General features: G+C 74.1%; 13 protein-coding genes. 7 read left to right on the top strand and 6 right to left on the bottom strand.

Annotated elements, in window-relative coordinates; genetic code table 11:
- Positions 1–10,579: SDR family NAD(P)-dependent oxidoreductase (locus tag ACGFSH_RS33765; protein WP_393355338.1), on the bottom strand; the 10,579-nt coding region annotated here is incomplete at its 3' end.
- 234 nt (positions 10,580–10,813) lie between these two features.
- Positions 10,814–12,418, bottom strand: a complete 1,605-nt coding sequence (locus ACGFSH_RS33760) for an AMP-binding protein (protein WP_393355336.1) — start codon at positions 12,416–12,418, stop codon at positions 10,814–10,816.
- A 239-nt stretch (positions 12,419–12,657) separates the two neighbouring features.
- On the opposite strand from ACGFSH_RS33760, the gene ACGFSH_RS33755 reads away from it, so the two are divergent.
- The gene (locus tag ACGFSH_RS33755; RefSeq protein ID WP_393355334.1) at positions 12,658–13,614 is read left to right on the top strand and encodes an ACP S-malonyltransferase; all 957 of its coding nucleotides are present in this window, start codon (positions 12,658–12,660) and stop codon (positions 13,612–13,614) included.
- 38 nt (positions 13,615–13,652) lie between these two features.
- Here ACGFSH_RS33755 and ACGFSH_RS33750 read toward each other — a convergent pair whose 3' ends face one another.
- Positions 13,653–13,898: an acyl carrier protein gene (locus ACGFSH_RS33750; RefSeq protein WP_393355331.1), complete on the bottom strand. Its 246-nt coding sequence runs from the start codon at positions 13,896–13,898 to the stop codon at positions 13,653–13,655.
- Positions 13,899–13,987: 89 nt separating this feature from the next.
- On the opposite strand from ACGFSH_RS33750, the gene ACGFSH_RS33745 reads away from it, so the two are divergent.
- Positions 13,988–15,604 (top strand): AMP-binding protein, encoded by a 1,617-nt coding sequence (locus tag ACGFSH_RS33745; RefSeq protein WP_393355329.1) that lies wholly within the window; start codon positions 13,988–13,990, stop codon positions 15,602–15,604.
- A gap of 106 nt (positions 15,605–15,710) precedes the next feature.
- Here the strand turns inward: ACGFSH_RS33745 and ACGFSH_RS33740 are convergent, their stop codons facing one another.
- Positions 15,711–16,484 (bottom strand): TetR/AcrR family transcriptional regulator, encoded by a 774-nt coding sequence (locus ACGFSH_RS33740; RefSeq protein ID WP_393355327.1) that lies wholly within the window; start codon positions 16,482–16,484, stop codon positions 15,711–15,713.
- 128 nt (positions 16,485–16,612) lie between these two features.
- Here ACGFSH_RS33740 and ACGFSH_RS33735 point away from each other — a divergent pair, with 128 nt between their 5' ends.
- The 5 genes from ACGFSH_RS33735 to ACGFSH_RS33715 all read left to right on the top strand — a co-directional run bounded on the left by ACGFSH_RS33735 (position 16,613) and on the right by ACGFSH_RS33715 (position 21,045).
- The gene (locus ACGFSH_RS33735; RefSeq protein WP_393355325.1) at positions 16,613–18,310 is read left to right on the top strand and encodes a DHA2 family efflux MFS transporter permease subunit; all 1,698 of its coding nucleotides are present in this window, start codon (positions 16,613–16,615) and stop codon (positions 18,308–18,310) included.
- An 89-nt stretch (positions 18,311–18,399) separates the two neighbouring features.
- Positions 18,400–18,771, top strand: coding sequence for a cold-shock protein (locus tag ACGFSH_RS33730; protein WP_393355323.1), 372 nt, complete (start codon positions 18,400–18,402; stop codon positions 18,769–18,771).
- A 233-nt stretch (positions 18,772–19,004) separates the two neighbouring features.
- Positions 19,005–19,859: a mycofactocin-coupled SDR family oxidoreductase gene (locus tag ACGFSH_RS33725; RefSeq protein WP_393355321.1), complete on the top strand. Its 855-nt coding sequence runs from the start codon at positions 19,005–19,007 to the stop codon at positions 19,857–19,859.
- A gap of 64 nt (positions 19,860–19,923) precedes the next feature.
- On the top strand, positions 19,924–20,223 hold the full coding sequence (locus ACGFSH_RS33720) for a hypothetical protein (RefSeq protein WP_393355319.1): 300 nt from the start codon (positions 19,924–19,926) through the stop codon (positions 20,221–20,223).
- Positions 20,224–20,565: 342 nt separating this feature from the next.
- Positions 20,566–21,045, top strand: a complete 480-nt coding sequence (locus ACGFSH_RS33715; RefSeq protein ID WP_393355317.1) for a hypothetical protein — start codon at positions 20,566–20,568, stop codon at positions 21,043–21,045.
- Between the two features lie 98 nt (positions 21,046–21,143).
- On the opposite strand, the gene ACGFSH_RS33710 is transcribed toward ACGFSH_RS33715, so the two are convergent.
- Together ACGFSH_RS33710 and ACGFSH_RS33705 are read right to left on the bottom strand one after the other, a co-directional pair.
- The gene (locus tag ACGFSH_RS33710; RefSeq protein WP_393355315.1) at positions 21,144–21,926 is read right to left on the bottom strand and encodes a thioesterase II family protein; all 783 of its coding nucleotides are present in this window, start codon (positions 21,924–21,926) and stop codon (positions 21,144–21,146) included.
- Between the two features lie 179 nt (positions 21,927–22,105).
- Complete coding sequence (locus ACGFSH_RS33705; RefSeq protein WP_393355313.1) at positions 22,106–23,341, bottom strand: cytochrome P450; 1,236 nt, start codon at positions 23,339–23,341, stop codon at positions 22,106–22,108.
- Between the last annotated feature and the right edge of the window lie 109 nt (positions 23,342–23,450).

Below are 23,450 nucleotides of genomic sequence, written 5' to 3'. Positions count from 1 at the left end.
TGGCGAGGTGTTGGGGTTGGGTGTGCAGGACGGCGGCGCAGACGCGGGTGACGAGTTCCCGGACGGCGGCGGCCCGTTCCACCTCAGACAGACCACCCATCTCCTGCTGCCACCCGGACGCCGTGCTGCCGGCGCCGGTGCCGACGCGGGTCCCGACCGTCGGACGTCCTCGACGTGTGACTGCCAGACGCTCAAGGAGCGGCGGGAGTTCGCCCTGCCCGGCGAGTGCGGTGAGCGTGGTGCGGTCCCAGCGGACGGGCGCAAGGAGCGGGGCGTCCAGGCCGAGGGCGACGTCCAGCAGCGCCGCACCGGCCGACTCGGTGAGGGGGGTCATGCCGGCGGTGGTCCAGCGGGCGGTCTCGCTGCTGTTGAGGGTTGATCCCATTCCCTCGGCCCACAGTCCCCAGGCGAGTGAGGTGGCCGGTAGACCGCGGGCGTGCCGGTACTCGGCGAGCGCGTCCAGGAACGTGTTCGCCGCCGCGTAGTTTGCCTGACCGGCCCAGCCCAGCAGCCCGGCGACGGAGGAGTAGAGGACGAAGTGGGTGAGGGGGTGGTGGCGGGTGAGGTCGTGGAGGTGCCAGGCGGTGTCGGCTTTGGCGCGCAGGACGGGGTGGGTGCGGTCGGGGGTGAGGTCGGTGAGGAGGGCGTCGTCGAGGGTGCCGGCGAGGTGGAAGACGGCGGTGAGGGGGTGGTGGGGGTCGATGCCGTCGAGCAGGCCGGCGGTGGTGTCGCGGTCGGTGAGGTCGGCCGCGGTGATGCGGACGGTGGCGCCGAGGGCTTGGAGGTCTGCGGTGAGGCGGTCGGCGCCGTGGGCGGCGGGGCCGCGGCGGCTGGCCAGGAGGAGGTGGCGGGCGCCGTGCCGGGTGACGAGGTGGCGGGCGAGCATCGCGCCCAGACCGCCGGTCCCGCCGGTGATGAGGACGGTGCCCTCGAGGTCGATGGGCTGCGGTTCGGGGGCGGGGCCGGTCACCGGGGTCAGGCGGGGTACGGAGCAGTGGCCGTCGCGGACGCGGACCTCGAAGGCGCCGCAGGCGGCGGCCGCGGGGACGGCGGCGTGCGAGGCCGGTTCGGTGTCGACGTCGATCAAACCGAAGCGTCCGGGGTGTTCGGCCTCGGCCGCGCGGACCAGTCCCGCGACCGCGCCCGCGGCGAGACCGCCGGTGACGACGACCAGCCGGCTCCCGGTGAGGGCGGGCGCGGCCAGGAACCGTTGGACCTCGCCCAGGACGTGGGCGGTGACGGTGTGGAGGGCGGCCGGCAGCTCGGTGTCGTGCGCCGGGCAGGCGAGCAGCACCAGTGGGGGCGGAGGGCCGGGCAGGGAGGCGAGCGAGGCGACGTCGGGGGCGGCGGGGGTGAGTCCGAAGGCTTCGGGCGGGCCGACCGTGGTGGGGCCGCCGCCGTCGGCGGGGACGTCGAGGGGCTTCCAGTCGACGCGGTGCAGGGGGCTGCGCCGGGCATCGGCGAGCTGCTGTTCGCTGACCGGGCGGCCGTGCACGGAGCGCACCGTGGCGACGGGCGCGCCGTCGGTGTCGTACAGGTGCAGGGAGCTGTGTTCGGCGCCGGTGGCCCGGTGCAGGTGGACGCGGACGGCTGCGTTGCCCGGCCGGTGCACGTGGACGCCCTGCCAGGCGAAGGGGATGAGGGTCTCGCCGGAATGCGGGCCGCCGAGCGACTCGACGTGCAGGGCCGCGTCGAGGAGGGCGGGGTGCAGCCGGTGGCGTCCGGCGTCGGCCGTGTCGGGCAGCGCGACGTCGGCGTACAGGTTCTCGCCGTCGGCCCAGGCGGCGTGCAGGCCCTGGAAGAGCGGGCCGTAGTGGTAGCCCTGGTCGGCGAGCCGGGCGTAGGCGTCGGTGACGTCGAGGGCCGTGGCGTGCGGCGGGGGCCAGGCCGGCGGGGCGGCGGGCGGGGTCTCGGGCGCGGGTCCGAGCGAGCCGCCGGCGTGCCGGGTCCAGTCCGTGCGCCCGTCGGCGCGGGAGTGGACGGTGACGGTGCGCGAGCCGGCGGCGTCGGGTTCGCCGACGGCGACGTGGACGGTGACGGAGCCCTCGGCGGGCACGACGAGCGGGGCCGCCAGGGTCAGTTCGTCGACGGCGGGCGCCCCGCACTTCTCGCCCGCCGCGAGGGCGAGTTCGACGAAGCCGGTGCCGGACAGGAGGGTGACGCCGTGGACGGCGTGGTCGGCGAGCCAGGGGTGCTTGGCGGCGTCGAGGCGTCCGGTGAGGACCGTGCGGCCGGTGCCGGGGTCGGGGACGGCGGTGGTGAGGAGCGGGTGGGTGAGGGCGTCCAGGCCGGCGGCGCCGGCGTCGAGGGGCGGGGCGCCGGCGTCGATCCAGAACCGGCGGCGCTGGAAGGCGTAGGTGGGCAGGACGAGTTCGGGGTCGTCGGGTGTGCCGGCGAGGACCGCGGCCCAGTCGGGCTCCAGGCCGGCGGTGAAGGCGGTGGCCAGGCCGGTGGCCAGTTCGGTGGCCTCGTCGCGGCCGGCGCGCTGGAGGTGTACGAAGGCCGTGCCCTCGGTGTCGGCGAGGGTCTCGCGGGCCAGGGCGGTGAGGGTGGCGTCGGGGCCGATCTCGACGAAGCGGGTCACGCCGTCGTCGTGGAGGGCGGTCACGCCGTCGGCGAAGCGGACGGTGCGGCGGACGTGCTCGACCCAGTAGGCGGGGTCGGTGAGTTCGCCGGGGCCGGCCGGGCGGCCGGTGACGTCGGAGACCACGGTGAGTTCGGGTTCGCGGTAGTCGACGCTCGCGGCGACCTCGGCGAAGTCGGCGAGCATCGGCTCCGTCATCCGCGAGTGGAAGGCGTGGGAGACGGCGAGCCGCTTGTGCCGTACGCCGTCCGCGGCGGCCCGTTCGGCGGCCTGGCGGACGGCCTGTTCGGGCCCGGAGACGACGACGGAGCCGGGCGTGTTGACGGCGGCGAGGTCCAGGGCGAGGTCCTTGGTCAGGCGGGCGGCGTGCTCCTCGGTGGTGTTGAGGGCGAGCATGGCGCCGCCTGGCAGGGCCTGCATGAGGCGGCCGCGGGCGGCGACCAGGCGGGCCGCGGAGTCGAGGTCGAGCACTCCGGCGGTGTGGGCGGCGCAGAGCGCGCCGATGGAGTGGCCGAGTACGGCGTCGGGACGCAGCCCCCAGTGCCGCAGCGCGCCGGCGAGGCCGGCCTGCACGGCGAACAGGGCGGGCTGGGTCCACTCCGTGCGGTCCAGGTCGCCGCTGCCGCCGGTGTCCCACAGGACGTCGCGCAGCGGGGAGGCGAGGTGCCGGTCGAGGGCGGCGCAGGCGGCGTCGAAGGCGTCGCGGAAGGGCGGGCAGTGGGTGTGCAGGCCCCGGCCCATGCCGGCCCACTGGGAGCCCTGCCCGGTGAACAGCCAGCCGACCCGGCCGGGCCTGCCGCGGCCGGTCACGGCGGCCCGGCCGGCGGCGATCTCGCGCAGTGCGGCGAGGAGTTCGGCCGGCCGGGCGCCGACGGCGACGGCCCGGTGGGGCAGGGCGCCGCGGCCGAGGGCGAGTCTGCGGGCGACCGCGCCCACGGCGAACGTGTCGTCGTCGCGGAGTGCGGTGTGCAGGCGGGCGGCCTGGTCGCGCAGGGCCTGTTCGCTGTGTCCGGACAGCGGCCAGCAGAGCGGTCCCGCCGGGGTGCCGGCGGTGCGCGCGGGCGGCGGCTCGACGGCCTCCAGGATCACGTGGGCGTTGGTGCCGCTGACGCCGAAGGACGACACGGCGGCGCGGCGCGGGCGGCCGGCGCGCGGCCAGCCGCGTGAGCGGGTGAGCAGTTCGACGCCGCCGTCGCTCCAGTCGACCTGGGTCGAGGGGGCGTCGACGTGCAGGGTGGCGGGCAGGACGCCGGCGCGCATGGCCAGGATCATCTTCATGACGCCGGCGACGCCCGCCGCCGCCTGGGCGTGTCCGATGTTGGACTTGATGGAGCCGAGGTAGAGAGGGTCGCCGGGGCGGTCCCGGCCGTAGGTGGCGAGCAGGGCCTGGGCTTCGATGGGGTCGCCGAGCCGGGTGCCGGTGCCGTGTCCCTCGACGGCGTCGACGTCGGCGGGGCCGAGTCCGGCGGCGGCCAGGGCCTGCTGGATGACCCGTTGCTGGGAGGGGCCGTTGGGTGCGGTCAGGCCGTTGGAGGCGCCGTCCTGGTTGACGGCGGAGCCGCGGACTACGGCGAGGACCGGGTGGTTGTTGCGGCGGGCGTCGGAGAGGCGTTCGAGGAGCAGCATGCCGGCGCCCTCGCCCCAGCCGGTGCCGTCGGCGGCGTCGGCGAAGGACTTGCAGCGGCCGTCGACGGCCAGGCCGCGCTGGAGGCTGAAGTCGGTGAAGGTTTCGGGGGTGGCCATGACGGTGACGCCGCCGGCCAGGGCGAGGGTGCACTCGCCCCGGCGCAGTGCCTGCATCGCCCAGTGCATGGCGACCAGGGAGGAGGAGCAGGCGGTGTCGACGGAGACGGCGGGCCCTTCGAGGCCGAGGACGTAGGCGACCCGGCCGGAGGCGACGCTGGCCGAGCTTCCGTTGGTGAGGTAGGGGGCGAGGTCGTCGGGGACGTCCCGCAGGCGGCTGGCCCAGTCGTGGTACATGACGCCGGCGAAGACGCCGGTGCGGCTGCCGTGCAGGCTGCCGGGGTCGATGCCGGCGCGTTCCACGGCCTCCCAGGAGGTCTCCAGGAGCAGCCGCTGCTGCGGGTCGACGGCGACGGCCTCTCGGGGGCTGATCCCGAAGAAGTCGGCGTCGAAGTCGGCGGCGTCGTGGAGGAAGCCGCCTTCGCGGACGTAGGTCCTGCCGGTGCGGCCGATCTCGGGGTCGAAGAGTTCGGCGGTGTTCCAGCCGCGGTTGACGGGGAACGGCGAGATGGCGTCGACGCCGTGGGCGACGAGCTGCCACAGCTCTTCGGGGGTGGAGACGCCGCCGGGGTAGCGGCAGGCCATGCCGACGACGGCGATGGGGTCGTCGTCGGAGGGTGCGACCGTCTCCTCGGCGGTGGCCTCGGCGGGCTCCGGGGCGAGCAGGGCGAGCACGTGGTCGGCCAGGGCCGCCGGGGTCGGGTAGTCGAAGATCAGGGAGGACGGCAGGCGCAGGCCGGTGGCTGCGCCGAGGGCGTTGCGCAGTTCGATGGCTCCGAGGGAGTCGAAGCCCACCTCGCTGAACGGGCGGCGGGGGTCGACGGCGTCGGCGTGCTCGTGTCCGAGGACGGCGGCTGCGTGGCGGGTGACGAGGTCCAGGACGAGCGGGCGGCGGTCGCGTTCGGTGAGGGCGGCCAGACGGCGGGCGAGTTCGCCGTCGGCGGGGCCGGCGGCCCGGGTCGTGGGGCGTGGTCTGCGGGGGACGAGGGCGGCGAGGACGGACGGGAGGGGGCCGGTGCGGGCCCGCAGGGCGGGCAGGTCGAGCCGGAGGGGCAGCATCACCGGGGTGTCGCGGGTGAGGGCGTCGTCGAAGAGAGCGAGGCTCTGTTCGGCGGTCAGTGCGATCACGCCGGAGCGCTGGGTGCGCCGCAGGGTGACCTCGTCGAGCCGGCCGCCCATGCCCTCGTCGCCGGCCCACAGGGCCCAGGCCAGGGAGGTGGCGGGCCGGCCGAGGGCCCGGCGGTGCTCGGCCAGCCGGTCGAGGAAGGCGTTGGCGGCGGCGTAGTTGGACTGGCCGGCCGCGTCCATGGTGGCGGCGGCCGAGGAGAACAGGACGAAGGCGCCGAGGCCGGCGTCGCGGGTGAGTTCGTGCAGGTGCCAGGCGCCGTCGACCTTGGCGGTGAAGACGCTGTCCACCTGGGCGGGGCCGAGGGTGGTGACGGCGCCGTCGGCCACGACGCCGGCCGCGTGGACGACGCCGGTCAGCGGCCGGTCGGGGTCGATGCCGGCGAGGAGGCGGGCCACGGCCTCACGGTCGCCGACGTCGCATGCCTCGACGCGGACACGGGCGCCGGCCGCGCGCAGTTCCTCGGCGAACTCGCCCGCTCCCGGGGCGCGTTCACCGGAGCGACTGGTCAGGATCAGGGAGCGGGCGCCGTGCCGGGCGACCAGGTGGCGGGCCACGTGGCGGCCGAGGCCGCCGGTGCCGCCGGTGATGAGGACCGTGCCGTCGGTCCAGGGCGCGGGGGTGTGGCCGTCGCCGTCGCGGTCGGTTTCGGGCATGCGCGTGAGGCGGGCGGCGTGCGGTTCGCCGTCGCGGACGGCCAGCTGGTCCTCGCCCCGGGCGGGGTCGAGGGCGGCGGTGAGCGCGGCGAGCAACTGGTCCGGTGTGCAGCCGGGTTCGGCGTCGAGGAGGACGAACCGGCCGGGGTGTTCGGCCTGGGCCGCGCGGACCATGCCCCATACGGGGGCGGCGGCCAGTCCGTCGAGTGCGGCGGCTCCGGTCGCGACGGCGTTCTCGGTGACGAGGACGAGCCGCAGCGCGCCGAGGCCGGAGTCGAGCGCCTCCTGGAGCAGGGTGAGGGTGCGGAGGGCGGCGGCGCGGGCGGCGGCCGGGGTGGAGTCCTCGCCGGTGCGGACGAACACGACGGCGGCGTCGGGCGCTTCGGCCCGGTCGGCGAGCGCGGCCCGCAGGGCGGCGAGATCGGGGTAGGTCTCGCCGGGCAGCGGTACGGCCGGGGCGCCGACGAGGGCCAGCCGGGGCGTTCCGGTGCCGGCCGGTGTCGGCTCCCACCGCACTTCGTAGAGGGGCCGGCGGGGGCGGGCGTCGCCCAGAGGGCGTTCGACGACGGTCTCGACGGTGGCGACGGGTCCGCCGCCGGCGTCGGTCAGCTCTGCGCGCAGTCCGGTGGCGTCGCGCTCGAGCCGGACGCGCAGCGAGGTGGCGCCGGGAGCGTGGACGGTGACGCCGTCGAGGGAGAAGGGGATGCGGGTGCCGCCAGTGTCGGGGGCGGGAAGGAAGTCGGCGGCGTGGAAGGCCGAGTCCAGCAGGGCGGGGTGGACGAGGAAGCGTTCGGCCCCGGTGCGCGCGGTGTCGTCGAGGCCCACCTCCGCGAGGACCTCCTCGCCCAGCCGCCAGGCGGCCCGCAGGTTGCGGAACGCGGGGCCGAAGGCGTAGCCGGCGTCGGCGCGGTCGGCGTAGAAGGCGCCGAGATCGAGAGGTTCGGCGCCGGGCGGCGGCCACGCCCCGGGGGCGCCGCCCGGTGCGGACGTGTCGCCGGTCCCGGCCGGTCCGGCGGGGGCAGTGGCAGTGGCAGTGGGGATGGCAATGACGGTGGCGCGGGCGTGGGTGACCCAGTTCTCGGTCGCGGCGTCCAGGCACGAGACGCGGATCTGTCTGCGCCCGTCGGGGCCGGGCGCGGCGACGCGGATCTGCACGGGCACGGACGCGTCGCCGGTCAGCGTGAGCGGCGTCAGGACGAGGAGTTCGTCGACGCGCGGGCAGTCCACGGCGAGGCCGGCCCGCAGCACCAGCTCCAGCCAGCCGGTACTGGGCAGGATCCGCTCCCCGGCGATGACGTGGTCGCGCAGCCAGGGCTGGGCGCGCGCCGACAGCAGGCCCGTCAGGAGGGTGCCGTCGCCGTCGGCGAGGGTGATCTCGCCGGTGAGCAGGGGGTGGTTCAGGGGGGTGAGGCCGACCCCGCCGGTTCCGGGTGCGGCCGGGAGGTCGAGCCAGTAGCGGCGGTGCTGGAAGGCGTAGGTGGGCAGGGGCACGGCGCGGGCGTCGGGGAACAGTCCGGCGCCGTCGACGCTCGCGCCGCGCATCCAGGCCGCGCCGACCGCGTCGAGCAGGTCGCTCTCCTCGTCGCGGCCGGCGCGCAGGGTGGCCAGGGCGGCGACGTCGTCCGCGGCGCCGGGCAGACAGGCGGGGGTCAGGGCCGTGAGGACGGCGTCGGGGCCGACCTCCAGGAAGGTGGTGACTCCGGCGTCGTGCAGGTGGCGGACGGCGTCGGCGAAGCGCACGGTGCCGCGGATGTGCCGTACCCAGTGGCCGGCGTCGGGAACGGCCGGTTCGCCGGTCAGGGTGGAGACGACCGGGATGCCGGGGGCGGTGTGGGTCATGGCGTCGGCGACGCGCCGGAACTCGTCGAGCATCGGCTCCATCAGCGGCGAGTGGAAGGCGTGTGACACGCGCAGCCGCCGGGTGCGGCGGCCCAGGCCCGCGAAGTGGGCCTCGATGCGGGCGACTTCGGCCTCGGCGCCGGAGACGACGACGGACGTGGGCCCGTTGACGGCGGCGACGGCGACGGTGTCGCCGAGCAGCGGCAGCACCTCGTCCTCGCTCGCGGTGAGCGCGGCCATGGCTCCGCCGGGCGGGAGTTCCTGCATCAGCCGGCCGCGCGCGACGGCCAGCATCGCGGCGTCGGGCAGCGAGAGCGCCCCGGCCACGTGGGCGGCGGCGAGTTCGCCGACGGAGTGCCCGGCGACGAAGTCGGGGCGCAGTCCCCACGATTCGAGGAGGCGGTAGAGGGCCACCTCCAGGGCGAACAGGGCGGGCTGGGCGTATTCGGTGCGGTCGAGGAGTTCCGCCGCCGCGGTGCCCTCGGCGGCGAACACGACGTCGGCGAGCGGCCGGTCGAGGAGCAGGTCCATGTGGTCGGCGACGACGTCGAAGTGGTGGGCGAACAGGGGGTGGCGTTCGTGGAGCCGTCGGCCCATGCCCAGGCGCTGGGAGCCCTGGCCGGTGAACAGGACGGCGAGCGAGCCCCGGCCGGCGCGGCCGGTGGGCCGCTCCCCCGCGGCGAGCGCGGCGAGTCCCGCGCGGGCCTGTTCCGCGTCGTCGGCGAGGACGACGGCCCGGTGGTCGTGGGCGGCGCGGGTGGCGGTGAGGGAGTAGCCCACGTCGCGCAGGTCGGTGTCCCCGGCGGGCTGTGCGGTGAGCCGCTCGGCCAGGCGTGCGGCCTGTGCGCGCAGCGCGGCCTCGCTGCGGGCGCTGAGCAGCAGGGGGACGGGCCCCTGGACGCCGCCGGGGTGCGGGGGCGGGGCGGGCCGGGCGGGCGGCTCCTCCAGGACGACGTGCGCGTTGGTGCCGCTCGCGCCGAAGGAGGACACCGCGGCCCGGCGCGGGCGGTCCTCTCGCGGCTCCCACGGCCGGGACGTGGTGGCGAGCCGTACGGTGCCGGCCGACCAGTCCACGTGCGGGGTCGGGTTCTCGGCGTGCAGGGTGGCGGGCAGCACGCCGTGCCGCATCGCCATCGCCGCCTTGATGACGCCCGCGACGCCCGCGGCCGCGCCGGTGTGCCCGATGTTCGACTTCACCGAGCCGAGCCACAGCGGTTCCCCGGCCGAGTGGTCGCGGCCGTAGGTGTCGAGGATCGCGCGGGCCTCGATGGGGTCGCCGAGCCGGGTGCCGGTGCCGTGCGCCTCGACGGCGTCGACCTGGTCGCCGGTGAGGCCGGCGTCGGCGAGGGCCTGCCGGATGACCTTCTTCTGGGCCTCGCCCCGTGGGGCGGTGAGGCCGTTGCTCGCGCCGTCCTGGTTGATGGCGGTGCCGCGCACCACGGCGAGGACGGGGTGTCCGGCCTTGACGGCGTCGTCGAGCCGTTCAAGGACGAGCATGCCGGAGCCCTCGGCGAAGGCCGTGCCGTCGGCCTCGGCGGCGAAGGCCTTGCAGCGGCCGTCGGCGGCCAGGCCGCGCTGTCTGCTGAAGGTGGTGAACGTGCCGGGGCTGGAGATGACGGCGACGCCGCCGGCCAGGGCGAGGCCGCATTCGCCGCGGCGCAGCGCCTGCACGGCGAGGTGCAGTGCGGTGAGGGAGCCGGAGCAGGCGGTGTCGACGGTGAGGGTCGGCCCTTCCAGGCCGAGGGTGTAGGCGACGCGCCCGGAGACGACGCTGGGCAGGTTGCCGAGGAGGAGATGGGCGTCGACGCCGTCGGGGGCTTCGTGGGTGCGGGGGCCGTACTCGTGCGGTTCGACGCCGACGAACACGCCGGAGCGGCTGCCGCGCAGCGTGGTGGGGTCGATGCGCGCGTGTTCCAGGGCCTCCCAGGCGGTCTCCAGGACCAGACGCTGCTGCGGGTCCATGGCGACGGCCTCCTTCGGCCCGATGCCGAAGAACTCCGCGTCGAAGTCGCCCGCGCCGGGCAGGAATCCGCCCTTGCGGACGTAGCTGGTGCGGGGTGCGTCGGGGTCGGGGTCGAAGAGGGCGTCGAGGTCCCAGCCGCGGTCGTCGGGGAAGTCGCCGACGACGTGCTCGCCGCCGGCCACGACGCGCCACAGGTCGTCGGGCGAGCCGATGCCGCCGGGGTAGCGGCAGCCGATGCCGACGACGGCGATCGGGTCGTCGGCGCCGCCCCGGTGCGGCTCCGGCTCGGGCGCCTCGTCGGGCGTGCCGAGGAGCCGCGATCGCAGGTAGCGCGCCAGCAGGGCGGGCCGCGGGTACTCGAAGCCGACGGTGACGGGCAGGTCGAGCCCGGTGCGGGCGACCAGCCGGGCGTGCAGTTCGACCAGGCCGAGGGAGTCGATGCCCAGGTCGCGGAACGGCAGTTCGGGGTCGATCTCGCCCTCGGCCCGCGGGTCGGTGCGCAGCCGGATCTCGTGCAGTTGCTCGCGCAGCAGCCGGGTCAGTTCCGCGCTCGTCGCGGCTGTGCCCGCCACGGCGCTGTCCGCCGCGGCGGTGCTCGTCGGGGCGGTCGGCTGAGGAGTGGTGGCACCGTGCTCCACGTGGGAGCCGGCGTCATCGGCGGGGATCACTGGGCTGTCACCTCGACACTCGGGTTCCGACGGGAGGGGCGGGCGCGTCTCGCCGCTCGACGGTAGCTTTCGGCGAGAATCCGCCCCACCCCTGCGATTGCGGGGACTCCCCCTATGCCGCCCCGCCCCGGTGGCCGTCCGCCCGTCGGTGCGCCTCCCGCCGCCGGAGCGTCGGCCGGCCCGCCCCGGCCCGCGGCCGGAACCGTTCCCCTGCGCCGGCCGAGCGGGGCGCGTTCAGCGCGGGACGCCGGCCAGCAGCGCGCGGCGGTCGGCCTTGCCGTTGACGGTCAGCGGGATGTCGCCGACGAAGTGGACGCCTTGCGGAAGCATGTAGGAGGGCAGAGCGGCCGCACAGAAGGCGCGGACGGCGGCCGCCGTCGCCCCCTGGCCGGCCGCGCTGTCTGCGCGCACCAGGAAGGCGCTCAGCACCGGCTCCGCATCGCCTCGTTCGTCGAGGACGACGACGGCCGAGGCGACGCCCTCGTGCTGCTGCAACCGGCGTTCGATCTCGCCGAGTTCCACCCGGTTGCCCCGCACCTGGACCTGGGAGTCGACGCGGCCGCAGAAGTACAACTCGCCCTGCGGGCCGCGGTAGGCGAGGTCACCGGTGCGGAAGACGATCTGGCCGGAGGCGGGTTGGAAGGGGTCGGGCACGAGCGCGGCGGCGGTGGCCTCGGGGTCGTCCCAGTAGCCGCAGAACAGGGCCGGGCTGCGCAGGTGGATCTCGCCGGTGCGTCCGGGTTCGGTGACCGGCCGGCCGTCCGCGTCGACCAGGGTCATCTCCGCGCCGGGGTGCGCCCAGCCGATGGAGGGACGTTCCAGGGTGTCGGGCAGGGGGGTGGGCACAGCGGTGAGGGAGGCGGCCATCGACTCGGTGGCGCCGTAGCCGTTGACGATCTGCGCCTGCGGCAGCAGTGCGGACAGGCGCCGCATCTCCGGCAGCGGGAACTCCTCACCGGAGTAGACGATCCGCCGCAGCGCGTGCATCGCGCCCAGTTCGGCCGGCGCGGTGCGCAGCACGGGCCGCCAGATGGACGGGACCCCGTGCACCTGGCTGACCTCGGCCTCGGTCAGGAAGTCCAGGAAGCGGCGGGGCCAGCCGAGTTCGTCGCGGGGCACGGGGACGATGGTGGCGCCGCAGCCCAGGGCCATGCCGGTGTCGACGAGCGAGAAGTCGAACTGCAGGGGGGACGTGGTCGCGACCCGGTCTCCGGGGGCGACGAAGCCGAGCCGCCGCACGCCGCGCAGGAACGCCAGCACGCCCCGGTGGGTCATCACCACGCCCTTGGGGCGGCCGGTGGTACCGGAGGTGAAGATGATGTAGACGGAGTCGGTGGGCGTCACCCCGTTGCGCACCCGTGGGCCGGGGCGCGGCGCCCGGTCGATCCGCAGGCCGTCGTCCCCGAAGCGGCCGGTGCCGAGGGTGTCGGGCAGTCGGCCGCGGACGTCGTCGCCGAACTGCAGGAACAGGGCCGGCCGTGCGCTGTCGATGATCAGGGCGAGGCGCTCGTCGGGCAGGTCCGGGGCGACGGGGACGAACGGCAGCCCGAGCGTCGCGCAGGCCAGCAGTACGGCCACGGCCGACGAGCAGTGGTGGGACTGCACGACGACGCGGTCACCGACGTCCAGTCCCAGGCGGTCCAGGCCATCCACGTATTCGTCGACGAGGCCTTCCAGCTGGGCGTAGGTGAAGGTGCGCAGGCCGCCGTCGGGCGCGCGTTCCACCAGGGCGGGCGCGTCGGGGGTGGTGGCTGCCGCGGCCAGCAGATAGCCGCGCAGGTTGTCGTTCTCGTCGGTGGCGCAGGCGAAGCGGACCGAGGGCGGGGGCTGCGACGTCACGGGTTCTCCTGTCGGCGGACGGGGGCGGCGGTGTCGCGCGGGAAGTGCGCGGCACGTTCCGGGCGCCGAATGTAGTGACTGCGCGTCGGCCCGGCAGCTCCTTGGCGGCGGCCTCCCGGGGCTTAGGGGACGCTAGGGGTTCTGTGCGCTTGCGGGCGTCTGGAAACTCGGCACGACGAGGCGTGCGGGCGGCTGGACCAAGCGCCCGCACGCCGTTGACCGGCCGAACTGGAGGGTGCGTGGACAACGCAAGAGCGACCGGTACGGCGATCGTCTTCCCCGGGATCAGCGTCACGCCGTATGCCGACCTCGCGAAGTTCCTGATGCTCGGCAGATCGGCCAGAGCGCTGGTCGCCGAGGCGAGCGACACGCTCGGATACCACCTGCTGGACCGGTACAGGGACGAGGACGGGCGGTTCACGGAGAGTTCCCGGGTGTCGTTCCTGGTGAGCTGCCTGGCGCTGGCCCGGGACGCGGAACTGCGCTCCGGGCTGCGGCCGGACGTCGTCGTCGGGCCGAGTTTCGGCGGGATGCCGGCCGCGGTGTACGCGGGCGCGGTGGGCCTGGCCGACGCGGTGCGGATGACGGCGGGATGGAGTGCGTGCGTCGACCGGTATTTCGCCGAGCACTATACGGACACGGTGTCGCAGTCCTGTGCGCGCCTCCCGGCGGTGGAGCTGGAGGCGGTGCTCGACGAGCTGCGGGCGCGGGACGAGTGGCATGACGTGGCCTGCTACGTCGACTCGGACTTCGCGATCGTGTCGGTGCGCGAGGCGCGGCTGCCGTGGCTGGTGGAGCGGATGCGGGCGCGTGGCGGTCTGCCGCTCGCCACGATGCGTCCGCCCATGCACTCGCCGTCGTTCGCGGCGCTGCGCGAGGAGGTGGACCGCGAGGTGTTCTCGCGGCTGGTGTTCACCGACCCGGTGCTGCCGCTGGTCGACGACCACGACGGCGGCGAGGTCCGCACGGCGGGGCAGGTGCGGGACATGGTGCTGGACGGCATCGTGGCGCCGGTGCGCTGGCTCAGTGTGGTGGCGGCGCTGCGGGCCCGCGGGGTGACCGAGCTGGTCGTCGCGGGCCAGGACAGTCTGTGGGGCCGGGTGCGCGCGAGCACCGACAACTTCACGGTGACCACGCTCACCGCCCGGCGTGCTCTGGTGCCGCCTGCCCGCCGGCTGCCGGCGGGCAGGACGTGAGCGGGTGGGCGCCGGCGGTCGGACCGCCGGCGCGTGGCTCAGGCCGCGGCCTGCACCTCGGTGAGCGTCTGCCACAGTTTTCCGGGGGTGGCAAAGCGTTCCATGCTCATGGCGTCGTTGCTGAAGCGCACGCCGTAGGCCGCCTCGAGCTCGGCGAGCAGCTCGACGGTCGCCATGGAGTCGAGCCCCAGGTCCTTCAGGGGCAGGTCTTCGGTGAGCGGCTCGTCCGGCCCGATGAACGGGGTGTGCCGTCGCAGCAGCTGCTCGAACTCGGAATCCCACATGGTCGGGCCCTTCCCGCTCGGCGAATTCGGCGCCAACCTACGGGCGCCTGCGATCGGGCAACAACCCCTAATTGCGGCTGGAGACGACGATGACCGAGCCGGTACCGGACGCCGGACTGCACCATCGTTTCCTCGGTGGTCTGCGCGCCGCCCCCGACCGTCCCGCGCTGTGCCTGGGAGCGGCGGAGCAGTACTCGTACCGCGAGCTGCACGACAGCGCGCTCCTCTGGGCGGGCGCGCTCGTTCGCCGGCTCGGACGGCGTCCGCGGCGGGTGGCGGTGCTCGCGGGCAAGAACCGCACCGGCTACGCGGGGGTGCTCGCCGCGCTCTACAGCGGGGCCGCGGCGGTGCCGTTGCATGTGCGGTGGCCGGCCGGGCAGATCGGGCAGATGCTGCGGGCGGCGGAGGTCGAGGCGGTGATCGCCGACCCGGACGGCCTGGTCACGGTGCGGGAGGCCGGTCTCGACCTGCCCGTGCTGTGCCCTGACCTGCCCGGCGGCGCCGGGACGGCCGCCGGCCTGGTGCGGGAGGAGCCGGGGGACGCCCTGGCGGAGCCGAGCGGGGTCGCCCTCGACGACATCGCCTACGTGCTGTTCACCTCGGGCTCCACCGGCCGGCCCAAGGGGGTGCCGTTGACGCACGCCAATTTCCTCCACTACTTCGCGGAGGTCGACGCGCGCTACGACTTCGGCGCCGGCGACGCCTTCGCCCAGACGGTCGAGCTGAACTTCGACTGCGCGATCTTCGACCTGTTCTGCGCCTGGGGTGCGGGCGCCTGTGTGCACCCGGTCCCGCCGACCGCCTACCTGGACCTGCCGGGGTTCGTCCGGGAGCGGGGCGTCACCGTGTGGTTCTCCACGCCCAGCGCCGTCGCCCTGGTGCGGCGCACCGGCGGGCTGACGCCTGGCTCGATGCCGGGCCTGCGCTGGAGCTTCTTCGCGGGTGAGGCGCTGAAGTGCGCCGACGCGGCGGACTGGCAGCGGGCGGTGGGCCACGGCGTGGTCGAGAACCTCTACGGTCCGACCGAGCTGACGATCACGGTGAGCGTCCACCGCTGGTCGGCGCGGACCTCCCCCGGGCTCGCGGTCAACGGGATCGTGCCGATCGGCGCCCTGCACGGGGGGCTTCGGGCGCGGACGCTGGACGCCGACGGCCAAGAGAGCGACGAGGGGGGTGAACTGTGCGTCAGTGGACCACAGTTGACGCCCGGATATCTGGACGCGCGGGACGGCGTGGGACGGTTCTTCGTCGCGGACGGACGCACCTGGTACCGCACGGGTGACCGGGTGGTGCGCACGGCCGGCCAGTTCGCCTACGTGGGGCGGCTCGACTCACAGGTGCAGATCAAGGGTCTTCGGGTGGAGCTGGCGGAGGTCGACAACGCGGCGCGTGCCTGTCCGGGGGTGAGCGACGCGGTGGCGGTGGTCCGCCCGGCGGACGATTCCCTCGAGCTGGTGGTCTTCTACACCGGGGAGCCGGTCGCGCCGGCCGCCTTCCTCCGGCATCTGCGGCCGCTGCTGCCCGGTGGCGCGCTGCCGCGTGAGTTCCGGCGCCTGACGGAGTTCCCGCTCAACTCGAACAGGAAGACCGACCGCAAGGCGCTCGCCGCGCAGGCTCTCGTCCGGCCGGAGGGCGCGGACCGGAGTCCTTCGCGGGCCGGGGCGGGCGGGACGGGGTCCGTACGGAGGCAACCTGCGCGCGGGTGACCGGAGAGGGGCGGGCTGACCCCGCGGGCGGGCCGGGCCGGGGGTGGGGCGGGCCGGCCGCGGGCGGGTCGGGGCCCTGCCGCAGGCGGGTCGGGGCGCGGGTGGGTCAGGGCTGGCGGGCGGCCCGGCGGGGGCGGTTCTTCGCCGCGTCGCGTTCGGCGATCCGCACGCCGATGCCGTCGAGCACGACGCGCAGGCCGAACGCCGGGCCACCGTCGTCCGCCGGGTCGAAGGCGCCGGACTCCATGGCCTCGAGCAGCGCGGGGTAGCGCTCGCTGTGATCACGGACCAGGCCGGCGATGGCGGCGCCCCAGGACTCGTTCGAGAGGTCGGCCGCCGGGTCGGCGGGCGTGTTGCCCGCATACTGCACCCAGCTGCGGACGTGACCGTTGACGGCGACGACCGCGTCGGTCTTCTCGCTGCCGCTCAGGGCCGTCCCGGCGAGAGCGGAGACGCCGGATTCGAGCCATCCGAGTTCGTTGGGCCCCATGGCCCGGCCCAGGGTCGCCGCGGTCACGGCCCAGGGGTGGTCGTTGAGGACCACCAGGTAGCAGTGGGCCCACACCTCGAGTTTGGCGCGCCAGTCGCCGATGGCGTCGTCAAGGATCGGCGGTTCGCCGAGCGCGGCGTCGATCATGAGGCTGACCAGGTCGTTCTTCCCCGGAAGGTAGCGGTACAGCGACATCGTGCTGCGGCCCAGCTCCTTGGCCACCCGCTGCATCGAGACGGCGGAGAAGCCCTCCCGGTCGGCGATCCCGATGGCGCACTCCACGATGCCTTCGACGGTCAGCGCCGGCTTGGGCCCGCGCGCCGACGCCCCTCGCCCGCCCCACAGCAGCTCAAGGGTCCGAGAGAAGTCATCGCTGTCTTGTTTCGACACAGACACTCCAGCTCATCCAGTGCGGAGCGATTGACCGCTCCACACTTCTGCGTATAGCTTACACAAGCGAGTACGGCATACACAGTTACCGTGCTCGTCGAATTCCCGCGTAGAAGCCGGAGACTCCGATGGTTACCTCTCCAACCGCTCCCCGCCTGGCCCCGCCGCCTGAACTCGGAGGTCGCCGCTGGGTGGCGCTTGTCGTGATCTGCATGGCCGCACTGTTGTTGAGCGTTGACCTTACCGTCCTGCAGCTCGCCATCCCCTCACTCATCAAGGACCTGCAGCCTACGTCCACCGAGGTTCTCTGGATCGCGGACATCTACGGTCTCGCCCTGTCCGGCCTGCTGGTGACCATGGGTAACCTCGGCGACCGGATCGGCCGCAAGAAGCTGCTGCTCGCCGGCTCCTTCTCCTTCGCCGCGGCGTCCGTGCTCTGCGCCTACGCGGACTCGCCGGCGTGGCTGATCGCGGGGCGGGCGCTGCTCGGCGTCGCCGGCGCGACGGTCTACCCGACCACGCTCTCCATCATCCGCAACATCTTCACGGACCCGAAGGAGCGCACCACCGCGGTCGGCGTCTGGGCCGCCATGATCAGCGGCGGCATGGCGATCGGACCGGTCATCGCGGGCCCGCTGCTCAACAACTTCTGGTGGGGATCGGTCTTCCTGATCAACGTCCCCATCATGATCCTGCTGTTCTCGGTGGCGGTCGTGGTGGTCCCGGAGTCCCGCAGCCCGCTGCCCGGCCGGATCGATCCGGTCAGCGTCGTCCTGTCGATCGTCAGCATCGTCGGCATCGTCTACGCCATCCAGGAGTCCGTGCACGACGGCTTCGGCGACAAGCGGGTGCTGATCGCGGCGGCGATCGGCGTCGCCGGCCTCGTGGCCTTCGGCCTCAAGCAGGTGCGCATGGAGCATCCGCTGATCGACGTCAAACTCTTCAAGAGCATGGCGTTCTCCGGCGCCGTCGCCTCCAACACCTTCGCCCTGTTCGCCTTCATCGGCACGACCCTGCTGCTCAGCCAGTACTTCCAGCTGGTGCACGGGTGGTCGCCGCTGAAGTCGGGCCTCGCGATGCTGCCGCCCGCCGGGGTCGCCATCATCGTCGCCCCGATGATCGCCATGCTGGTGCCGAAGATCGGGCGGGCCAAGCTGTGCGCCTTCGGTCTCGCGGTCGGCGCCGGGGCGATGGCCTTCTACAGCACCCTGAAGGTCGACACCAGCTACGGCATCGTCATCATCCCGGTCGTACTCCAGGCGATCGGCGCCGTGTCCACCTTCACCGTCACCTCGGACACCATCGTCAACAGCGCGCCCAAGGAGCGCTCCGGCGCCGCGGCAGCCCTGGCCACCACGGCCGCCGAACTGGGCGGCGCGCTGGGCATGGCGGTCCTCGGCACCATCCTCAACAACCGCTACACCCACACCCTGAAGCTGCCCGACAACACCCCCGCGCAGGTGGCCGAAGCGGCGAAGGACTCCCTCGGCGGCGCCCTCCAGGCCACCGCCACGCTGCCCGAGAAGACGGCCTCCGCCATCATCGACGCGGCCGACGCCGCTTTCATGCGGGGTCTGCACAGCGCCGTCCTGCTCAACGTGGTGATCCTCGGCCTTGTCGCGATCACGGCGCTGATCACCCTGCGCAACGCGCCGGCCGAGTACCCGGAGGACTTCGAGGAGGAGTTCCCCGGCCTGAGCGACTACCTCGCCCACCATCCGGAGGAGGCCGCCGCCCTGGGCGCCGGCGACGGTCCGACGGTGCCGGCCCCCGCGGGCCGTCCGGGAGAGGTGCCCTCCAGCCCCGACCGGAGCACGGGCAGCTGATCAGGGCCGCACGGACATCGTCCCCGACGAGCCCGCGGCGTACCGATCCCCCACACAGAATGGCGGAACCCATGCCTGAAGGTCGAGTAGTGAGCTTCGACAGCGTGCACGGCTACGGCTTCGTCAGCCGACCATCGGGTGAGGACGCCTTCATGCACGCGAACGACATCCTCTGCGACCGGCACCTCATCACCCCCGGGGTGCCCGTCCAGTTCGAGGAGACCGAGAGCGAGCGGGGTCTGCGGGCCTTCAACGTACGGCCCCTCCCCCAGGAGCCGTCCGAAGGGACCGCCGGGACGACGTCCGCGGCCGCCGGCCGCAGGGTCACGTCCGCCGAACTCCTCCAGGAGTTCACCGACGCGATCATCTTCTGCGCCCCGTCGGTGACGGCGGCCCAGATCGCCCGGCTGCGCGAGCGGCTGCTGCGCGTGGCCCGCGGTCACGGCTGGGTGCCCGACTGACCCTCGCGGCCACGGGGCGGGACCGCCGGCCTGACGACCCCTAGGTCTGCGGTGATCGGCAACCTAGGGGTCGTCCGCCCTCGGCGCACGTGGCTATAAAGAGGCCCGGGGGCGCGGCGAACGGCACGTCGCCGGCACGCCGAGCGGGCCGCCGCACCACCGTGACACCGCACCACCGTGCCGCCGCACCACCGCGCACACGCAACCACTTCCATTGCCTACGGAGGCGAATCATGGGCCGGGTCGATGGCAAGGTCGTCGCAATCACCGGCGCCGCCCGCGGACAGGGCCGCAGTCACGCGCTGCGTCTGGCCGAGGAGGGGGCGGACATCATCGCGTTCGACATCTGCCAGGACATCCCCGTCGCCGACTACGGCATGTCGACGGGTACGGAACTCGACGAGACCGCCGACCTGGTCAGGAAGTGCGGACGGCGCGCCGCGGTCCGGCAGGTCGACATCCGCGACCGTGCGGCACTCGACCGGGCGTTCGCCGAGACGGTCGAGGAACTCGGCCGGCTCGACGCGGTCGTCGCCAACGCCGGCATCAGCCCGGTCGGCATGGACCGGCCGCTCAACGCGTTCACCGACACAGTCGACGTCAACCTGCTCGGCACCATCTCCACCGTGCACGCCGCGCTCCCCCATCTCGGCGACGGCGCGTCGGTCATCGTGATGGGCTCGGTCGCCGGCCTGGCGCCGGAGCTGGCGGGCAACGCCGTCGCCGGGCCCGGCGGGTACGGCTACAGCTTCGCCAAGAAGACCCTCGTCGAGTACGTCAACTGGCTCGCCGTGCAGCTCGCCCCGAAGGGCACCCGCGTCAACGCGGTCCACCCGGGCAACGTCGCGACCCGCATGGTGCAGAACGAGTCCACGTACCGCACCTACCGCCCCGACCTCGAGCATCCCACCGAGGCCGACGCGGAGATCCTGTTCCGGAACTTCCACGCCATGGGCGTTCCGCTGCTGGACCCGACCGACATCTCCCACGCCGTGGTCTACCTGGCCTCGGACGAATCGCGGTACCTCACCGGCGTGCAGCTGAAGATCGACGCCGGCGCCCTGGCGCAGCGGCAGATCGAGCGCTGAACCACCGGAGAAGGTCCGTCGCCCAACCCGGCCATCCCGGCCACCAACCCAGTATGGAGAACTCATGAGCGCCATCGACGGCAAGTGGTCCATCACCATCGCCTCCCCCATCGGCCCCCAGGAGGGCAGCATCGACGTCACCCGCAACGGCGCGGCGCTCACCGGCACCGCGACGGCGATGGGCAGCACGGTGGGCATCGAGAACGGGCGGCTGGAGGGCGACCGCGCCCAGTTCACCATCAACATGACGCGCCCGATGCCCATGAAGATGGACTTCGACCTGATCGTCGCCGAGGACAACCTGACCGGCGCGACCATCGCGGGAAGCTTCGGCCGGATGACGGTGACCGGGCAGCGCGTCTGACCCGAGACCCACCGGCCCGACCCGCAGGTCCGCCCAAGGCGCCACCGGGCCGACAGGCCCGCCCGAGGCGCCCACCGGGCCCGTGGAAACCGTGCGACTCGCCCTCTCCATCCCCCGTCGGGGGCGGGCGCACGGTTTCCGCGTCCCCTGTCCCGCACCGCTCCCCGCCCGCCCGTCCCCGACGAGCGGCGTACGCATGCGAGGCCGACCATGCACGTGGCAGAAGGCCGGCGCGGGCGCCCTCCCGGCTGCTGGGAGGAACTGCTCCGCGGACAGTCGGGCGAGCTGATCCTTGTGGTCGGACGTCCCCTTCTCGGACCGCCCGGCGCCGATCTCCGTGCCGTGGCACCGCTGTTGGACACCGAGCACACCGTGTGGCAGGCCCTGGGGCGTCCGCCCGGCTACCGCCCCCACGGACTGGACCTCGACCGCCATGTCGCGCCGTGGCTCGACGACGTGGCCTCCGCGGGCCTCGGGGTCCGCGCCGTACTGGGCCTCGGCTCCGGCGCGCTCTTCGCCGACGTGATCGCCGCGGGCGTCGCCCGGCGCCAGCGCGCCACCCCCGCCGTGCTGCAGCCGGGACCCGCGACCACGCTCGCCGAGTCGATCCCGGAGCAGTGCCGCCGCCTCGTCGCGAGCGTCTCGGGGCCCCGCCGATCCGTCGACTCCGGCGCCCTCCGCTCGGCCGCAGGGCTGACACAGGAGGTACTGAACCTTACGGCGTTCCGCCTCTCGGGACGGGCCGGGGCGGAGTGGGGCGGAACGGGAGGGGGCGGAACGGGACACGGTGGGGGCCAACTTCCGTGGGGACGAGGTGAATAACGTCCCGAGGCGAGAAGGCCCCCTGCTTCTTCACACTGACCGGTCCGATCGGACGGCCGACCGTTTTCACGGTCGGCCGAGTTCACGATCGGCCGAGTTCACAGCCGCCGACTCGTGGGTTCCCCCGTGCCGGCGAGCCGGCCGCCCAGGTGGGCGGCCAGTGTCGTCCACTGCTCCACGAGGTAGAAGTGCCCGCCGGGCAGCACGCGCAGGTCGAAGTCCCCGCTCGTGACCGCGCTCCACTGCCCGGCGTCGTCGACCGGGGTACGCGGGTCGCTGTCGCCGACGAAGGCGTCGACCGGGATGGTCAGGCGGCGCGCCGGACTGTAGCGGTAGGTCTCCAGCGCCTCGTAGTCGGCTCGGAGCGGGGGCAGGATCATCGCGCGTATGTCGGGGTCGTCCAGCATCGAGGATCCGGTGCCGTCGAGTGCGCGCACCTCGCGCATCAGGCCCTGCTCGTCCCGCAGGTGCACCTTCTCGCTCGTGGGACGGCTGGGCGAACGCCGGCCGGAGACGAACAGCCGGTCCGCCCTCAGTCCGGCCCCCTCCTGGAGTTGCAGGGCCACCTCGAAGGCGAGCAGCGCGCCCATGCTGTGGCCGAACAGCGCCACCGGACGGCCGTCGTCGCAGGCCAGCACGGCGTCGACGACGCACCGCGCCAACTGCCGCAGATCCGTCAGGCACGCCTCCCGGTGCCGGTCCTGGCGTCCCGGGTACTGCACCACGCTCACTTCGGCGGCACCGGTGTCGGCAACCGCGCGGGAGAACGGGAAGTAGTAACTCGCCGACCCGCCGGCGTGCGGGAAGCAGATGAGCCGCGGCGCGTTGTCGTCGACGGGGTGATAGCGCCGCAGCCACACTGCGGGGTCTGTGAATGACATCTGGGGTTCCCTGTCCCTTTCCGGAACGGCTTTCGGGCCGACGGCTGCGTGGCCACTTCGTACGGGCGCGACTTGAGGCCGGACTCACTGCCGGAGAACGCCGGCGCCGCGGGCGGACCGCCCGGACGCCGGCGCCGCGGCGGACCGCGTCTCGTGCCGGCCGCCTCACGCCGGCCGGCTCAGGTGCCCAGGACGACCTGGAGCTCCTCGTATCCGTTGAGCCCGATGGCGTCCCGGCGCGTGGGGGTGCCCACCACCTCGATGCTGCTGAAGCGCTCCAGGAAGGCCGGGAACAGCACCGAGGCCTCCAGCCGGGCCAGGTTCCCGCCCATGCAGAAGTGCGGACCCGCGCTGAAGGCGAGGTTGGCGCCCTCGCTGCGGGTCAGGTCCAGCCTGCCGGGGTCGGTGAACTGGCGCGGGTCGCGGTTGGCCGCGGCCAGCAGCGCGACGACGAGGTTGCCCGCCGGGACGATCTGGTCGCCGAGCGCGGTGTCCTCCTTCATCACCCGACTGGCGGCCGTGATCGGCGTGTTGAAGCGCAGCAGCTCCTCGACCGCCGTGGGCGTGACGGACGCGTCGCGGCGCCACAGCTCCAACTGGTCCGGGTGGTCCAGCAGGGAGATCAGTCCCGCGCTGATGAGGGAGGTGGTGGTCTCGAAGCCCGCGACGAAGAGGAACGTCGCCAGCGACATCGTCTCCTCAGGAGAGAGCCGGGCGTTGTCGCCCTCGCGGACCAGCGTCGAGAGCAGGTCCTCGCGCGGGCTCCTGCGGCGCTCGTCGAGGATGCCGTCGAAGTACTCGCGCAGTTCGAGCGCCGCGGCGTCGGCGCGCGTGAGGTCTTCCTCGGAGTAGTAGCCGCCCGCCCAGACCCGCGACCAGTTGTTGGCCACGTGGTAGAAGTGCATGCCGTCCTCGTCCGGCACGCCCAGCATCTCGCTGATGACGGCCACCGGGAACGGGCTGGCCAGCGACGTGATCAGGTCCACCGGGGCGCCGCCCTGGGCCAGTTCGACCATGTCGTCGAGGTGACGGCGCATCAGGCGCTCGATGCTGGGCCCCAGGGCGCGCACCGCGGCCGGGGTGAACACCCTGCCAGCGAGCCCGCGCACGCGGCTGTGGTCCGGGGGGTCGAGGGTGATCAGGGCGTTGAGGTACATGCGCAGCGCCTCGTGCTCCGCCCAGTCCGGCCGCATCGTGCTGGCCGCTCGCGGCCCGTTGCGGGTCGTGTTGGCACGCAGGATCGCGGCCGACTCGGCGTAGCCGGTCACGGCCCACAGGCCGAGCGACGGACTGCGGTACACGCGGTCGGTCTCCATCAGCACGTCGTAGAGGGGGAACGGGTCCGCGGGCTGCGGCGGACTGAACAGTTCGATCACCGCGTCGTCCGGCGTCACGGTGTTCAGCTCGGTCGTCATCGTGGATCTCCCGGGGCAGGTCGGCGCGATGGAGGTGGCGCGCGTCATGGGCAGGTGCGCGGTTCCGCGCGGGCGAGCCCACGCTAGGGCGGGCGTCCGATGCCGAAGT

The organism is Streptomyces sp. NPDC048481, assembly GCF_043200075.1.
GTDB lineage: Bacteria > Actinomycetota > Actinomycetes > Streptomycetales > Streptomycetaceae > Streptomyces.
This window is presented reverse-complemented; position numbering and strand designations above follow the sequence as displayed.

Coding starts and splice junctions, on each gene's coding strand:
- ACGFSH_RS33750 (WP_393355331.1), bottom strand. CDS start 13,898: ATGTGGGATTCCGAGTTCGAGCAGCTGCTGCGACGGCACACCCCGTTC.
- ACGFSH_RS33745 (WP_393355329.1), top strand. CDS start 13,988: ATGACCGAGCCGGTACCGGACGCCGGACTGCACCATCGTTTCCTCGGT.
- ACGFSH_RS33735 (WP_393355325.1), top strand. CDS start 16,613: ATGGTTACCTCTCCAACCGCTCCCCGCCTGGCCCCGCCGCCTGAACTC.
- ACGFSH_RS33725 (WP_393355321.1), top strand. CDS start 19,005: ATGGGCCGGGTCGATGGCAAGGTCGTCGCAATCACCGGCGCCGCCCGC.
- ACGFSH_RS33720 (WP_393355319.1), top strand. CDS start 19,924: ATGAGCGCCATCGACGGCAAGTGGTCCATCACCATCGCCTCCCCCATC.
- ACGFSH_RS33710 (WP_393355315.1), bottom strand. CDS start 21,926: ATGTCATTCACAGACCCCGCAGTGTGGCTGCGGCGCTATCACCCCGTC.
- ACGFSH_RS33705 (WP_393355313.1), bottom strand. CDS start 23,341: ATGACGACCGAGCTGAACACCGTGACGCCGGACGACGCGGTGATCGAA.